The following is a 15,009-nucleotide window of genomic DNA, read 5'->3' on the forward strand; positions in this document are numbered from 1 at the left end:
CCCGGGCCAGGCGGCCCATTGTCGGCCGGGTATACGCCCGGCTCAAGATGGCAGGCGTCAAGCAAACGGCAACGAATGCCACGGCCGAAACATGGACATTGGACTTATCGCGCGTGGGGTAGAAAGTGCGCCATAGAAAAAGGAAAACCGTGACCTGCCGGAGCGCATGCTTCGGCGGGCCCGAAAAAGGAAAGGCGGGAAAATTTGGGTTGCGTACTACTACTGCGGTAGAGACGCGGACGGAAAGAGGATCGAAATCCCTTTGGGGCAGGACTTGGCGGAGGCCAAGCTGGAGTGGGCGCGCCTGGAGCAGAAGGCAAGGCCGAAGGTTATGGCAACAATGGGGGAGCTGTTTGAACGGTATGAGCGGGACATTATCCCCGACGAAATCGCCGCGCACTCAAAAAGACAACAAATACGAGCTGGAGCGCCTGCGCAAGGCGTTCGCTGACGCGCCGATCGAGGCCATCAGCCCGCTGGTCGTTGCCCAGTACCGGGACGCACGCACCGCGAAGACTCGGGCAAACCGGGAGATCGCCCTGCTCTCGCATGTCTTCACCATGGCCATGGAGTGGGGGTTTGTCGAGCGTAACCCCTGCCTGGCGGTTCGCCGCAACAAAGAGAAGGTCCGCGACTTCTACGCGGCCGACGAGATCTGGGATGCGGTGTACGCAGAAGGCGACCAGGGTCTTAAGGACGCCATGGACCTGGCCTACCTGGCCGGCCAACGTCCAGCCGACACGCTGAAGTTCAGCACAGTCGACCTCGACGAGGACTACTTGTGGGTCGACCAGAACAAGACCGATGAGAAGTTGCGAACTCGACGGCACGTCAATGGCGTGCTGACCGGCCTAGGCCTGTTCATCGACGCGCTTCTTGAACGGCGCAAGCTGCAGGGCGTGCGCAATTCACGTCTGATCACCAACGACGCCGGCCTTCGGATGAGCTGGGAAATGCTGAGGAATCGCTTCAGTGAGGCGCGGGACAAGGCTGCTCGCAAGCTGATCGCCGACGGCAACACTGACCTGGCCGCCAAAGTTCGGCAATTCCAGTTCCGCGATATCCGCCCGAAGGCTGCTTCGGAGATGAGGATATCAGCCACGCCAGCCGGCTACTTGGGCACTCCAAGGAAGAAATCACCAAGCGCGTCTACCGCCGCGTCGGCGAGGTCGTGAGCCCCACAAAATAGGCTGGGTTGCGGAACACATGCCAAAAATTGCGGAACACTTCGTCTTTTTCGAGCGCAAAGAAAAACCCCGCAGACGCTAATCTGCGGGGCTTTCGAATAATGGAGGCCGAGGTCGGAATCGAACCGGCGTAGACGGATTTGCAATCCGGAGCATAACCACTTTGCTACTCGGCCTCAAAGTTCGGAGTTAGCGGCTTGCGCCTTGCTATCTCCTTGAAACACTGAACCTTTTTCAAAGTTCGCTGCGTTTCGATGGGCGCCATTATGTCTGCATTCATTGAACCTTGCAACCCCCTGAACAGAAAAAAATTTCAAGGGGTTCAAGGTGTTAGCGCAAGCGACCGAGTTTGCTCCAAAGGCCGACCACGGTGTTCTCCACCGTGCCGCTGGCAGCCATGCCGATGCGCTCCTGCAGGCTCTTGCGTTCGGCATAGTGCAAGTGGAACAGGTTGGCATTGCGGGCGCGGTCGCTGAGGTATTCGTCGCTGGTCTGCAACTCGTCCACCAGCTTGCGGTTTAGCGCTGCCACGCCCAGCCAAACCTCGCCGGTGGCCACTTCGTCGATATGCAGCTGTGGACGATAGCGGGCGACAAAGTCCTTGAACAGCTGGTGGGTGATGTCCAGGTCTTCCTGGAACTTCTCCCTGCCCTTCTCGGTGTTTTCGCCGAACACGGTGAGGGTGCGCTTGTATTCACCGGCGGTGAGCACCTCGAAATCGATGTCGTGCTTCTTCAGCAGGCGATTGACGTTGGGCAGCTGTGCAACCACACCAATCGAACCCAACACGGCAAAGGGTGCGCTGACGATCTTCTCGCCAATGCAAGCCATCATGTAACCACCGCTGGCAGCCACCTTGTCGATGCACACGGTCAAGGGGATACCGGCCTGGCGAATGCGCGCCAACTGCGAAGCCGCCAGGCCATAGCTGTGCACCAGGCCGCCGCCACTCTCGAGCCGCAGCACCACTTCGTCACGCGGGGTGGCGAGGGTCAGCAGCGCAGTGATCTCGTTGCGCAGGCTGTCGGTGGCCGAGGCCTTGATATCGCCATCGAAATCGAGCACGAAGACCCGGCTCTTTTCCTCAGCCTTGACTTTTTTCTGCTGTTTTTCCGCCTTCGCCTGCTGCTTGCGCAGAGCCTTGAGCTGGGCCTTGTCGAGCAGGCCCGATTCCAGGCGCTCGCGCAGCTCTTTATAGAACTCATTCAGGCGCGTGACCTGCAATTGCCCACCCGGCTTGCGCCGCCCTTTTCCGCGTAAACCGGCAATGGCCGACAGCACCACCAGAATGGCAATCACCAAGGTGGCGGTTTTGGCGAGAAAGCTTGCGTATTCGGCAAGAAACTCCACAGTAATCCTCGAAGCCCGGAATCAAGGCTTCATCGTACCTAAGCTTGGGGCTGTTTGGTACGGCCTTGTGACATTCCGAAGCAAATCCTTCGGCCGCTTGGGGCCAGGCAGAGCCTATGCCGCTACCTGCCCTTCATGGCTACACGATCACGCTGGAGTTTTGCGTAAACGCGAAGTGTTGACGGCTTGATCCCGCTTGAATGGTAGAATGCCCGCCAACAAAGGAGGAACCGTGAAGAGCACGCCAACCCATGCCACAGCAACGCCAAACCTGCTAACCCCGGAGTCGCTCGGGATGCGTCTGCGCACCGCACGCAAACAGAGGGGCTGGACGCTGGTTCAGGTTGCCGAACGTTCCAAGGTATCGATAACCACTATTTCCCGCGCCGAACGCGGCCAGCTCGCTTTGGGGTACGAAAATGTCGCTGCCCTGGCGCAGGCGCTGCAGCTGGATATCGGAACACTGTTCTCGCATGAGTATGAGGAGCCGCCCGCCAAACAGGGCCCGGTGGTAACGAGGGCCGGCGAGGGGGTGGCCTACAAAGGGCTGTCGTTTACCTATGAGTTCCTGGCCACATCAGCCAGCGGCAAACCAATCAACCCTGTACTGGGTACGATCCACGCACGCAAGATCAATAGCCCCGAGGATTTTGCCCGACACTCCGGCGTGGAGTTCATCTACGTGCTTTCGGGCAAGCTCGAGGTCCATTTCGAAACAGGTGAAGTGACCAGACTTGGGAAAGGTGACTCGCTGTATTTTGACAGCCGCATCGGCCACGCCTACATCAGTGTCAGCAAGCAATTAGCCAGAATCGTTGGCGTGATCACCGCTGAAAGCGACCAGATGCTGCTTGCGCGACAAGGGCACGATCAGCTTGAGCAATAAACCTTCCCCTTCTGTAGCCTGCCCAGCCTGAGTAGCGCCGCCTTCTGCGCCCGCTTCAGGCTGTGCCCTTCAAAAAACCTCCCTTGCACGACCTGCTCTCTACCCGTGAGCCTGAATCGTAATTTGCGTTTACGCAAAAATCGCTTGTAATCTCACGCTAATGGTAGTTCCATGGCGACTTCGCGTATACGCAAATTTTGGGATCATCCGCATACCGCTGCGGCGGGCTGCGGTTTCACTGGGCAGTCTCGGTAACGCGCAGGAAGAGCGACCCGAAAGGAGCCTTTGGCGATGGAGCAAAGCAGCGTGCGGGCAACCGGGAAGAGCGGCCTACATCGGTCGCTGTAAACGGGATAAAAGCCAATTTTCAATAACAATTAGGCTATGAGCAGGCGGTAACAACATGGGAAGTAAACTTTTAAGCGCTCGCCAGATTGCATTCATGGCATTGGGCATGTCTATCGGCGTAGGGCTTTTCCTGGGATCGGCATCAGCCATCCAATCGGCTGGGCCGTCTGTGCTGTTGGCCTACACAATCAGCGGCGGCATCATTTTTTTAATTCTGCGCGCCCTGGGTGAAATGACCGTCCACAACCCGGTTTCGGGCTCATTTGCAGCTTATGCGCATGAGTACCTTGGCCCTTATGCAGGCTTTCTCTCCAGCTGGAACTACTGGATTTTGATGGTCGGGGTTGGCGTAGCCGAATCGACCGCTGTAGGCATCTACATGAAGGCCTGGTTCCCGGATGTGCCTCAGTGGATTTGGGTATGCGCATCGATAGCCTCAATCTGTGCATTGAATCTGCTCGCCGTACGCGCTTTCGGTGAAGCCGAGTTTTGGTTCGCACTGATCAAGGTCGTCACAATCCTCGCCCTTGTGGTCGGCGGTGGCATGATGATTTTTGCCGGCTGGGGCAACAACGGCGAACCACTGGGCCTGGCTAATCTTTGGCAGCACGGCGGGTGGTTTCCCAATGGTATTAGCGGAATGCTCATTGCGTTGCCGATCGTAGCGTACTCCTTTGCGGGTGTAGAAATGATCGGCATCGCGGCAGCAGAGGCGGAAAACCCTAAGAAAACCATACCGCGCGCTATCAACTCCGTGCTGTGGCGAATTCTGCTTTTCTACGTGGCGGCCATCGCAGTGATCTTGGCAATTTATCCCTGGAATCAGATCGGCACCCAAGGAAGCCCGTTCGTGACTACCTTTGAGCGCCTGGGCATCAGAGAGGCAGCGGGCGCCATAAACTTCGTGGTGATCACGGCGGCCTTATCAAGTTTCAACTGCATCCTGTTCAGTGGCGCGCGCATCCTGAAAAAACTCGCAGATGAAGGCCAAGCCCCCAGCATGTTGCGGAAAGTGGGCAGTAATGGCATTCCGACTAGAGCGGTATTTGCAACCGTCGCGTGCATGGCCTTCGGCGTGCTTCTTAACTTTGTGATGCCAGACCGTGCCTTTGGCTACATGATGTCCATCTTGGCTTTCAACGTGGCCTGGACCTGGGGAATGATCGCCCTGACCTACGTGGCGTTCCAACGCCGCATGAAGCGCTCTGGTATCGCCAGTGAATTCCCAATGCCGCTACGCAAGGCATCTCCCGCCATCTGCTTACTGTTTGTCGCTTTTGTACTGTTCATGCTCGGCTACCACCCAGAAAGCCGGGTTTCGCTGTACGCCGGCGGTATCTGGACTGTAGCCCTGTCGGCCCTGTACTTCATGGCCAATCGAGCCGCGAAGCGTGACGCAGCAGAGGCAGGATTCTAAATGCACATCATTGTTGTGGGCGCGGGCATCAGTGGCACCGTCACTGCGCTGACACTCGCGCAAGAAGGGCACAGCGTCGAAATTATTGAAGGGGCTCAGGCTCCAGCAACCGGTGCAAGTTTCGCCAACGCGGGCCTTATCTCTCCGGGGCACTGCTTTAGCTGGGCGGAGCCTGGCGTGGTAGGTGTTGCCTTGAAGTCACTATTCGGCATTGGCGAAGGCCTAGGCATCTACGGCCCCTGGACACCTGCACTTGCGCGGTGGGCCACCCTGTTCGCCCGCGAGGCGACACAAACGCGCTGGCTAACGAACTCGAAAGCGGCATTGGCGCTTGCCGGCTACTCGCGCGACCTTCAGTTCAAACACGCGGGTATTTCGCAGGATGAATATGGAGGGCGGCATAAGGGTATTTTGTATCTGTATGGTGAGGGACAAACGCCAGGCCCCCACGATGCCGCACTACTGCGCGCCGCTGGAGAACCCTTTGAAGCGCTCGATCCCCCTGCTGTACTGGAGTGCGAGCCTCTGCTGAAGACAGCCCGGGTCAAGTTTGCGAAAGGCATTTACTGCGCCCAGGACGGTACAGGCGACGCCGCTCGCTATGCGACTGCCGCACTGAAAAAAGCTATCCAGCTCGGCACGACGGCGCGGTTTGGCGAGCGCGTGCTCGGGTTCGATATTCGCGGCGGCGTTGCCAAGGGTGTACACACAGACAAAGGCTATCGTCATGCGGACCTGGTCGTCGCAACAGCAGGCCTCGCGTCCCGACATTTGCTTGCATCCATTGGGCACAACCTGCCCATTCACCCCGTCACGGGTTATTCGATTTCGTATGAAAGCCCGCCAGGCCAAAAGCCCAGTGTCGGGGCTGTCTCGATCCCACATAAAGTTGCTTGGGCGTCATTTGGTGAAACCCTTCGATTCACAGGGTTTGCAGATGTCGGGGTCCCCGGTGAATCCACCGTGCACAAACGCTTTGCGGAACTTGGGCGTTTCGCAGAAGAGGTTTGCCCAAGCCTTAAAGACCGCACAGCACTAAAGTGGGTGGGACAGCGCCCGATGACGCCTGACAACTTACCCTTCCTGGGCGTGAGCCATGTACCGAATGTCTTGCTCAACTGTGGCCACGGCGCCATGGGCTGGACCATGGCTTGCGGCTCTGCACGGATCATCTGCGACCTCGCTGCTGGTCGTAGGCCCGCCCTCAACCTTGAACCGTACCACTGGAATCGCTATGGGCTGCTAGGACGCCGCACGGCCCTGCAAAGCTGAGCCGAAACAGTTCAAACAACCTTTTCAAACACTTGTATGTTTTTTCGTTGACAGCCTGTGTGGCACATCCTAACCTCGCAACAACCTCCAACAGGCCGGATACCTTCGTGGGCAACCTCTACCTCATCCGACATGGCCAAGCCTCCTTCGGTGCCGAAGACTACGATGTCCTCTCACCCATCGGTGTGCGTCAGAGCCAGGCCCTGGGCGACCACCTGGCTCAGCTGGGTGTGCAGCTGGATCGTTGCGTGGCCGGTGACTTGCGCCGCCAGCAAGATACCGCACGTCTGGCGCTGGAGGCCTTGCACGCCAGCGGCTGCCCGGTTCCGGCTGTCGAGACCGACGCGGCGTTCAATGAGTTCGATGCCGACGGCGTGATCCGTGCCCTGCTGCCTGGGCTGATCGGGGAAGAGCCCGACGCCCTGCACATCTTGCGCAATGGCGCGCAGCACCGCAGTGAATTTCAGCGCCTGTTCGCACTGATGGTGCAGCGCTGGCACGCTGGCGATCACGCCGACGACGGGCTGGAGAGCTGGCAGGCGTTTACCGCTCGGGTCCAGAAGGGCCTGCAGCGCGTGCTCCAAGCCGCGGGCAGCGGCGACAACATCGCCATCTTCACCTCCGGCGGCACCATCGCCGCCCTGCTCCACCTGGTTACCCAAATTACCCCCAGCCAGGCCTTTGCGCTTAACTGGCAGATTATCAACACGTCGCTCAGCCAACTGAAGTTCCGCGGCCGCGACGTGGCGCTGGCCTCCTTCAATAGCCAAGCCCACTTGCAGCTATTGAGGGCGCCGGAGCTTGTCACTTACCGATGAGTCCGGCTTGTTGTGTCCCTGCGGACGCGAAAATAACTTAATAAGGATTACGCCATGAGCGATGTAGCTAAAGCCGTCGAAGCGATGAAAGCAAAGTTCAACCCAGCCGCTGCCGCCGGCCTGGACCTGGTGTTCGGCTTCGACATCACCGACGAAGGCAAGCAGTACGCGCTGATCGTCAAGGACGGTACCTGCGACATCCAAGAAGGCGAAAACCCAGACGCCAACTGCACCCTGGTGCTGGACAGCGAGACCCTCAAGGGTATCGTCAGCGGCGAGACCGACGGCATGCAGGCCTTCATGGGCGGCAAGCTGCGCGTCGAAGGCGACATGATGCTGTCGATGAAGCTCAGCGAGCTGTTCCCTTCCTGAGTGACGGGCACACCGAGCGATGAAAAAACCGAAGCCTGACCGGCTTCGGTTTTTTTTTGCCCGGCCACATCAAGGCAATTGATCCAGCGGCAACACCCTCACCTATATGACGCTTGGCACGCTTGTTCCAAGGCCGACAGACCATTAGATTAGCCAATAGTAATTGCGCCAGAAAATAAGGAAAACGCATGACGCTCACCGATCAGTCCACCCAGGTACGCCCCGGCGAAGAGCTCGACGCGGCCGTCATCGACCCTTATCTCAAGGCCCACATCCCCGGCCTCGATGGCCTGCCGACCATCACCCAGTTCCCCGGTGGCGCGTCCAATCTCACTTATCTGGTCAGCTATCCGGGCCGCGATTTCGTGCTGCGTCGCCCGCCGTTTGGCCATAAGGCCAAGTCGGCCCATGACATGGGCCGCGAGTTCCGCATTCTCAATCAGCTCAACAGCGGCTTCCCGTACTGCCCCAAGGCGTATGTGCACTGCACTGATCCAGCCCTGATCGGCGGCGAGTTCTACGTGATGGAGCGGGTCAAGGGCATCATCCTGCGCTCGGACATCCCGGCTGAACTCAACCTCGATGCAGCCACTACCGAAGCGCTGTGCAAAAGCTTCATCGACCGCCTGGTGGAACTGCATCAGGTTGACTACCAGGCCTGCGGCCTGGCTGACCTGGGCAAGCCAGAGGGCTATGTGCAGCGCCAGATCGAGGGTTGGACCAGCCGCTATGCCAAGGCCATCACCGAAGATGCACCACGCTGGGAGCAGGTTATCGCCTGGCTGCACGAGAAGATGCCCGCCGACCACCCCCGCCCCGGCATCGTGCACAACGACTACCGCTTCGACAATGTGATCCTCGACGCCGACAACCCGATGCGCATCATCGGCGTGCTGGATTGGGAAATGGCAACGATCGGCGACCCGTTGATGGACCTGGGCAACAGCCTGGCCTATTGGATCGAAGCTGATGACCCAGCGCCGGTACAGCTGATGCGCCGCCAGCCCAGCAACGCACCCGGCATGCTCAGCCGTCGCCAGTTCGTCGATTACTACGCCGAGCGCGCCGGCATCCGCCTGGACAACTTCGATTACTACTATTGCTACGGGCTGTTCCGCCTCGCCGGCATCGTCCAGCAGATCTACTACCGCTACTACCACGGCCAGACCCAGGACAAGCGCTTCGCTCAGTTCATCCACATGAACCGGCTGCTGGAGCAGATGGCCTTGCAGGTGATCGCCAAATCCACGCTCTGACGACAGACAACAAGGAAAACAGCATGTCCAAGACCCACTTGTTCGACCTCGACGGCAAGATCGCCTTCGTTTCCGGCGCCAGCCGCGGCATCGGTGAGGCCATCGCCCATTTGCTGGCCCAACAGGGCGCCCATGTGATCGTCTCCAGCCGCAAGCTGGACGGCTGCCAGCAGGTCGCCGAGGCGATCATCGCCGCCGGCGGCAAGGCGACGGCTGTAGCCTGCCACATTGGCGAGATGGAGCAGATTCAGCAGGTGTTCGCCGACATCCGCGAACAGTTCGGGCGCCTGGATGTATTGGTCAACAACGCCGCTACCAACCCGCAGTTCTGCAACGTGCTGGACACCGACCTGAACGCCTTCCAGAAGACTGTGGACGTCAACATCCGTGGCTACTTCTTCATGTCGGTGGAAGCCGGCAAGCTGATGCGCGAACACGGCGGCGGCAGCATCATCAACGTAGCGTCGATCAACGGCGTCTCGCCAGGGCACTTCCAGGGCATCTATTCGGTGACCAAGGCCGCAGTGATCAACATGACCAAGGTCTTCGCCAAAGAGTGTGCGCCGTTCGGCATCCGCTGCAACGCCTTGCTGCCGGGCCTGACCGACACCAAGTTCGCCTCGGCGCTGGTGAAGAACGACGCCATCCTCAACGCCGCCCTGCAACAGATCCCGCTCAAGCGCGTGGCCGACCCCAAGGAAATGGCCGGCGCGGTGCTGTACCTGGCCAGCAACGCGTCCAGCTACACCACCGGCACCGCGCTCAACGTCGACGGTGGTTTCCTGTCCTGATCAGGCCTTGATCGCCTGCAAGGTGTAGCTCAGGGGCAGGCGTGACGGCTGATGGCGCAAGCGCCATTCGCCATCGGCGCCCAAGTCCATCTGCCCCGGCAGCGCCTCCCAGGGCAGGCTCTGGTGCTCGACCAGGCCTGTCAACTGCAGCCCGTGCGCCAGCAAGGCACTGATCACCTCGCCCAGGCCGTGGTTCCACTCGTGGGTTTCGGTGTGGACGAGGCGCTGATCGGTTTCAACGTACGTCTGGTCGTTGTGCCAGACCGTCGGGGCTTCGTGCTCGAAGTACGGGTATTCGATCTGCAAACAGTCCTGGTGGTCTTCGTTGACGGCCATCAGCATCGGGTGGCCATCACGCAGGAACAACCGCCCACCCGGCTTGAGCAAGGCTGCCACCGTGCGCGCCCAAGGTTCGATGCGGGGCAGCCAGCACAGTGCGCCGATGCCGGTGTAGACCAGGTCGAAGGTACCTGCCGGTAGCACTTGATCGGCCGCGTAGACATCCGCCTCCACATACTCGATAGGCACCGCGCAGCGCTCGGCCAGCGCCCGCGCCTCGGCCAGCGAAGCCGCGGAATAATCCAGGCCGCAAACCTTCGCACCAAGGCGTGCGAGCGAGAGGGTGTCGGTACCGATGTGGCACTGCAGGTGAACGGCGTTGAGCCCGTTGATATCACCCAGCAGCGGCAGGTCGAAGCGAACGGTTTCGGAAAGGTGCGTCGGGCGCTCGACCAGCAGCTCGACCTCATAGTCTTGCGAGGCGGCATGCAAGGGCGCGCGTTCGTCCCAACTGGTGCGGTTGAGTTGCAGTGATCGGTCCATGGCTAAAAATGTCCTTTTACGTGTACTGGTTTACTACAGGCAAGTTGCCGCAGCTGCACGTCGCTGCAGTGCCACGCCGTCATTTTTTTGCGCGTAATAGTCGACCCGCGCCCCGCCCGCCTGCGGATACACATCCACGAACGCCTCGGCATCGCGGGTATACACAGTCAAACCACCCTGTTTGCGCGGCTCCAGGTAGCCACTGGCATCGTCCCCGAACACCGCCTCTTCCTGCCAGCTGAACTGGATGCACTGGGCGACCAGCTCTGGCGCTTTGTGCGAGTCGAGCTGCGCGGTCGGCTTGCCGCCGCGTGCCGTCTCCATGGTCGCTGAAGCACAACCGGCCAGCACCAGCGCCACAGCTATCGGCAGAATCGCACGCATGTTCCATCCTCGGGGTAAAAAAGAATGCGACTCTAGCACTGGCGGGCATTGCGCGTGAATGGCCGTGTGGTCAACCCACTTCGCCCAGCGCCGCCATGTGCACGGTGTTGCGCCCGGCGGCCTTGGCCTGGTACAGCGCCGCATCGGCCTGGGCAAGCAGGCTGGCGGTGCTGTCCTTGGCCCCGGGCACCCCACACCACAACCCGACACTGAAACGCAGCTCGATTTCATCGCCGGCGAAGCGTGCCGGGCTGCGGGCGATGGCCTCACGCAGGCCCTGCAGGGCTGCCATCGCGCCAACGTGGTCGGTGCCGGGCAAGAGCAGCAGAAACTCCTCGCCGCCATAACGACCGAGGCTGTCCCCCTGGCGCAAGCGTTGCTGCAACTGGCGCACGCAGTGGCACAGCACCTCGTCACCGGCCAAGTGCCCGTAGAGGTCGTTGATGCGTTTGAAGTGATCGATGTCGATCATGGCCACGGCCAAGCTGCTCTGCGTGCCCCGTGCGCGGTCAAGCTCCAGGGCGAAGCGTTCGAGGATCGCCCGACGGTTGAAAGTGCCGGTCAGTACATCGCGCAGGGCCAGGTGCTGCAGACGTGATTCGCTGCGTTCCTTGGCCATCAGCACCAACCCGATCGAATACATCATCACCGTGACCGTGCCGATCGCCACAGAGATGCTCTGCTTGAGGTTGCTGGTGTCGTAGCGCATTTCCACAGCCGTGCCATTGGCCACTGCCACGGCGCGCATGCCCAGCCCGACCAAGCTGATCAGCGCACCGATCTGCAGCAACAGGTGCGCCCTGCCCGGCCGCTCGACGTAACGCCGCGCCCAATAGAGGATCATCGAACACTGCAGCATCAGTACCAGTGTCGCCAGCAGCATGCGGGGTTCAAGGGTATCGAGCAGCAGCATCAACCCCACCAGCATGAAAGCCGGAATGATGAAGATCAGCCGCCACGGGATCACTTGCTCTCGCACCCTGAACAGGCTGGCCGAATAGAACGCCAGGGCCAGTGACAACAGACTGTTGCCCAGCCCATAGCTGAGCCACAACGGGGCCTGGGCATAGAGTGTGTAGCACACATAGGCCAGGGCATGTACCAACAGCCCGCAACCGGTCAGCAGCAGGTTGTCGCGGCGGTTGCTGCGGCCGACCAGCAACAGGCAGAAGGCCAGAATGGTTGCCACCAGGGCAACCGCGGCGAACAACGTGGGGGTGTGGGCGATCATCGTGATTCACCGTGTGGCAGTTTGCCGTCTTGGCTGCGGCTTACTGTGAAGTTTAGGTGCCAGCCACCGGCTCGGCCATGACCGAGCGAGACAGAACAGCAGCCGGCAGGCACGCCGCTTATCGCGAGCATGACAAATTTTTGCCTGCCAAGGAAACCAAATGGATCGATCCCAGTCTCAGAAAGTGTCCCGTAAACCTTTGCGGATCAAGGACCTATATCGTGATGACCCGCCTTGCAAGCTTTTCGTTGATTGCCGCCATCCTGCTGACCGCTGGCTGCCACAGCCATCGCTATCATGACGACGACGATGGCTGGCGTGATCGCGACCGTGGCCACCGCCACCACCATCGGCATGACCGCGACGATGACGATGACAACCGTCAATACCGCGGTGACCGTTACTACCGCTGAAGCGTCTTTGCAACCCTGACCCGCCGCCCGCTGCGCGGCACCTTAACCTGATGATTCCTTTTGAGGTTCGTACCATGCGTCTGACTCTGCCTTCCCTTGCTCTCGGCCTGCTGCTGTGCCAGGGCGCTTTCGCCGGTGACGGTACCGCCGCCATTGGCGGTGGCCTGGGTGGTGTTCTGGGTAACGTTGTCGGTCAACAGATCGGCGGCAGCACCGGCGCTGCCATCGGTGCTGGCGTTGGCGGCGCTGCGGGCAGTGCGGTCGGCGCACGCAAGGGCAACCGCACCGAAGCCGCCATCGGCGGTGGCCTGGGTTCAGCTGGCGGTTCGCTGCTGGGCGGCAAGGTCGGCGGCTCTGCCGGTTCGACCATCGGTGCTGGCCTGGGCGGCGCGGCCGGTGGTGCCATCGGCAACCACATGGGCGACAACAACGGCAAGAAACACCGCCGTCACCGTCACTGATCCAGGTGACCGAGGGGCTGCTCTGCAGCCCCTTTTGCTTCTGAAACCCTGCAACACGTCAACACACCCTTCACCCCAAGCTGGCACACTGGCTGCTAATGTCTACCGTGCCCCTGTGTGAAGGAACACCCCCTCCCCATGAACCAAGAGCTGCTCTGGGTCCTCGGCCTGCTGGCCATCGTCGTCGTCCTGTTCATCATCAACCGCCCGCGCATGGACGTGGTCGCCCTCATGGTGATTCTCGCCCTGCCGTTGTCGGGCATCCTTACCGTGGAGCAGGCCCTGGCTGGCTTCAGCGACCCCAACGTGGTACTGATCGCAGCCCTGTTCGTGATCGGCGAAGGCCTGGTGCGCACCGGCATCGCCTACCGCATTGGCGAGTGGATGAGCGAGCGGGCAGGCAACAGTGAAGCGCGCCTGCTGGTACTGCTGATGGTGTCGGTCGCAGGCCTGGGTTCGGTCATGAGCTCGACCGGGGTGGTGGCGATCTTCATTCCGGTGGTACTGAGCATCGCCGCGCGCCTCAAGCTGTCGCCCAGCCGCCTGATGATGCCCCTGAGCTTCGCCGGCTTGATCAGCGGCATGCTCAGCCTGGTGGCCACACCCCCCAACGTGGTGGTGCACAGTGAACTGGTACGCCATGGCGAACAGGGTTTCAACTTCTTCAGCTTTACCCCCTTCGGCCTGGTGGTGCTGGTGCTGGGCATCGGCTACATGCTGCTCACCCGCCACTGGCTCAACGGCGAAGTGCGCAAGGACGGCCGTGTGGAAACCCGTCGTACGCTGCTCGACCTGGTGCTGGACTACAAGCTCAATGGCCGCGAGCGGCGCCTGCGCATCCGCCCCCACTCGCCGCTGATCGGTCACACCCTGGGCGAGCTGGAGCTGCGCACCCGGCATGGTGCCAACGTGATCGGCATCGAACGCCAGCACAAGTTCACCACGCGGGTAATCGCGGCCGACTCCAACACGGTGCTGCACCAAGGTGACGTGCTGCTGCTCGACCTGTTCGCCAACCGCGACGACCTGCGCAGCCTGTGCCAGACCATGCAGCTGGAACCCCTGCACTTCAAGGCGGCCTACTTCATCGATCAGTCCCAGGAACTGGGCATGGCCGAAGTGTCACTGCCCCCCGGCTCACAGCTGATCGGCAAGAGCATCCTCGAACTGGCGTTTCGTAGCCGCTTCGACCTCAACGTGGTCGGTTTGCGCCGTGAACAGGCGGCCATCGAGGAACAACTGGTGGAAGAAAAACTGCGCCTGGGCGATACCTTGCTGGTGGTAGGCCCCTGGAAAGCCGTGCGGCAACTGCAAAGCAAACCCCACGACTTTCTGGTGTTGAGCCTGCCCGCCGAGATCGATCAGGTGGCCCCGGCCCGCAGACGAGCGCCGCAAGCGTTGCTAAGCCTGGCGGTGATGGTCGGGCTGATGGTCAGCGGCGCGGTGCCCAATGTCATCGCTGCATTGATCGGCTGCCTGCTGATGGGCGCGGGCCGCTGCATCGACATGAACAGCGCCTACCGGGCAATCCATTGGCAAAGCCTGGTGCTGATCGTCGGCATGCTGCCCTTCGCCCAGGCCCTGCAGAAAACAGGCGGTATCGACTTGGCGGTGACCGGGCTGGTCAGTGTGCTCGGCGGTGCCGGGCCGAGTGCCATTCTTGCCTGCCTGTTCGCCGTGACCGCAGTGATCGGCCTGTTCATCTCCAACACCGCCACCGCAGTGCTGATGGCGCCGGTGGCAATCAGCACTGCCACGCAACTGGGCATGTCGCCCTACCCCTTTGCCATGACCGTGGCACTCGCCGCATCGGCCGCGTTCATGACGCCGGTCTCGTCACCGGTCAACACGCTGGTGCTGGGCCCTGGGCAATACCGGTTCGGTGATTTCGTCAAAGTCGGCGTGCCATTCACCTTGTTGGTGATGCTGGTGACCGTGCTGATGGTCCCGTGGTTCTTTGGATTGTAGAGAAATCGACAGGGGATGCAGGCAATTTGGCAT

General features: G+C 60.7%; 14 protein-coding genes, 1 tRNA gene and 1 pseudogene. 11 read left to right on the forward strand and 5 right to left on the reverse strand.

The features are described from left to right. Positions 1-166 precede the first annotated feature (166 nt). Positions 167-1,189 (forward strand): annotated as a pseudogene (locus OGV19_RS13915) (integrase). Positions 1,190-1,289: 100 nt separating this feature from the next. Here OGV19_RS13915 and OGV19_RS13920 read toward each other — a convergent pair. After that, positions 1,290-1,363, reverse strand: a tRNA-Cys gene (locus OGV19_RS13920). Between the two features lie 154 nt (positions 1,364-1,517). After that, positions 1,518-2,537 (reverse strand): protease SohB, encoded by a 1,020-nt coding sequence (gene sohB / locus OGV19_RS13925; RefSeq protein WP_264309305.1) that lies wholly within the window; start codon positions 2,535-2,537, stop codon positions 1,518-1,520. Positions 2,538-2,769: 232 nt separating this feature from the next. Here sohB and OGV19_RS13930 point away from each other — a divergent pair, with 232 nt between their 5' ends. From OGV19_RS13930 to OGV19_RS13960, 7 genes are all read left to right on the forward strand, one after another. Then, entirely contained in the window at positions 2,770-3,423 is a 654-nt protein-coding gene (locus OGV19_RS13930) for a helix-turn-helix domain-containing protein (RefSeq protein ID WP_264309306.1), read from the forward strand. A gap of 403 nt (positions 3,424-3,826) precedes the next feature. Continuing rightward, the gene (locus tag OGV19_RS13935) at positions 3,827-5,188 is read left to right on the forward strand and encodes an amino acid permease (RefSeq protein WP_264309307.1); all 1,362 of its coding nucleotides are present in this window, start codon (positions 3,827-3,829) and stop codon (positions 5,186-5,188) included. Then, positions 5,189-6,460, forward strand: a complete 1,272-nt coding sequence (locus OGV19_RS13940; protein ID WP_264309308.1) for an FAD-dependent oxidoreductase — start codon at positions 5,189-5,191, stop codon at positions 6,458-6,460. 107 nt (positions 6,461-6,567) lie between these two features. After that, entirely contained in the window at positions 6,568-7,278 is a 711-nt protein-coding gene (locus OGV19_RS13945) for a histidine phosphatase family protein (protein ID WP_264309309.1), read from the forward strand. 54 nt (positions 7,279-7,332) lie between these two features. Beyond that, positions 7,333-7,650, forward strand: coding sequence for an SCP2 sterol-binding domain-containing protein (locus OGV19_RS13950; RefSeq protein WP_264309310.1), 318 nt, complete (start codon positions 7,333-7,335; stop codon positions 7,648-7,650). A gap of 188 nt (positions 7,651-7,838) precedes the next feature. After that, on the forward strand, positions 7,839-8,906 hold the full coding sequence (locus OGV19_RS13955) for a phosphotransferase family protein (protein WP_264309311.1): 1,068 nt from the start codon (positions 7,839-7,841) through the stop codon (positions 8,904-8,906). A 23-nt stretch (positions 8,907-8,929) separates the two neighbouring features. Next, positions 8,930-9,697 (forward strand): SDR family oxidoreductase, encoded by a 768-nt coding sequence (locus tag OGV19_RS13960; protein WP_264309312.1) that lies wholly within the window; start codon positions 8,930-8,932, stop codon positions 9,695-9,697. Here the strand turns inward: OGV19_RS13960 and OGV19_RS13965 are convergent, their stop codons facing one another. From OGV19_RS13965 to OGV19_RS13975, 3 genes are all read right to left on the reverse strand, one after another. Next, on the reverse strand, positions 9,698-10,519 hold the full coding sequence (locus tag OGV19_RS13965) for a class I SAM-dependent methyltransferase (RefSeq protein ID WP_264309313.1): 822 nt from the start codon (positions 10,517-10,519) through the stop codon (positions 9,698-9,700). A gap of 33 nt (positions 10,520-10,552) precedes the next feature. Next, positions 10,553-10,903: a hypothetical protein gene (locus OGV19_RS13970; protein ID WP_264309314.1), complete on the reverse strand. Its 351-nt coding sequence runs from the start codon at positions 10,901-10,903 to the stop codon at positions 10,553-10,555. A gap of 70 nt (positions 10,904-10,973) precedes the next feature. Beyond that, complete coding sequence (locus OGV19_RS13975) at positions 10,974-12,134, reverse strand: GGDEF domain-containing protein (protein WP_264309315.1); 1,161 nt, start codon at positions 12,132-12,134, stop codon at positions 10,974-10,976. 224 nt (positions 12,135-12,358) lie between these two features. Here OGV19_RS13975 and OGV19_RS13980 point away from each other — a divergent pair, with 224 nt between their 5' ends. The 3 genes from OGV19_RS13980 (at position 12,359) to OGV19_RS13990 (ending at position 14,976) form a co-directional block, all read left to right on the forward strand. Beyond that, positions 12,359-12,547, forward strand: coding sequence for a hypothetical protein (locus OGV19_RS13980; protein ID WP_264309316.1), 189 nt, complete (start codon positions 12,359-12,361; stop codon positions 12,545-12,547). 74 nt (positions 12,548-12,621) lie between these two features. Further along, complete coding sequence (locus OGV19_RS13985) at positions 12,622-13,008, forward strand: glycine zipper domain-containing protein (protein WP_264309317.1); 387 nt, start codon at positions 12,622-12,624, stop codon at positions 13,006-13,008. A gap of 138 nt (positions 13,009-13,146) precedes the next feature. Continuing rightward, a complete protein-coding gene (locus OGV19_RS13990; protein WP_264309318.1) occupies positions 13,147-14,976 on the forward strand; it encodes an SLC13 family permease in 1,830 nt (609 codons plus the stop codon). Positions 14,977-15,009: the final 33 nt, after the last annotated feature.

The sequence above is a fragment of the Pseudomonas putida genome, from assembly GCF_025905425.1.
GTDB classification, from domain to species: Bacteria; Pseudomonadota; Gammaproteobacteria; order Pseudomonadales; family Pseudomonadaceae; genus Aquipseudomonas; species Aquipseudomonas putida_AF.

Excerpts from the sequence above, each read along its gene's own strand:
- OGV19_RS13990 (WP_264309318.1), top strand. The coding sequence starts at position 13,147 with ATGAACCAAGAGCTGCTCTGGGTCCTCGGCCTGCTGGCCATCGTCGTC.
- OGV19_RS13960 (WP_264309312.1), top strand. The coding sequence starts at position 8,930 with ATGTCCAAGACCCACTTGTTCGACCTCGACGGCAAGATCGCCTTCGTT.
- OGV19_RS13940 (WP_264309308.1), top strand. The coding sequence starts at position 5,189 with ATGCACATCATTGTTGTGGGCGCGGGCATCAGTGGCACCGTCACTGCG.
- OGV19_RS13965 (WP_264309313.1), bottom strand. The coding sequence starts at position 10,519 with ATGGACCGATCACTGCAACTCAACCGCACCAGTTGGGACGAACGCGCG.
- OGV19_RS13950 (WP_264309310.1), top strand. The coding sequence starts at position 7,333 with ATGAGCGATGTAGCTAAAGCCGTCGAAGCGATGAAAGCAAAGTTCAAC.
- OGV19_RS13955 (WP_264309311.1), top strand. The coding sequence starts at position 7,839 with ATGACGCTCACCGATCAGTCCACCCAGGTACGCCCCGGCGAAGAGCTC.
- OGV19_RS13985 (WP_264309317.1), top strand. The coding sequence starts at position 12,622 with ATGCGTCTGACTCTGCCTTCCCTTGCTCTCGGCCTGCTGCTGTGCCAG.
- OGV19_RS13970 (WP_264309314.1), bottom strand. The coding sequence starts at position 10,903 with ATGCGTGCGATTCTGCCGATAGCTGTGGCGCTGGTGCTGGCCGGTTGT.
- OGV19_RS13980 (WP_264309316.1), top strand. The coding sequence starts at position 12,359 with ATGACCCGCCTTGCAAGCTTTTCGTTGATTGCCGCCATCCTGCTGACC.
- OGV19_RS13935 (WP_264309307.1), top strand. The coding sequence starts at position 3,827 with ATGGGAAGTAAACTTTTAAGCGCTCGCCAGATTGCATTCATGGCATTG.
- OGV19_RS13975 (WP_264309315.1), bottom strand. The coding sequence starts at position 12,134 with ATGATCGCCCACACCCCCACGTTGTTCGCCGCGGTTGCCCTGGTGGCA.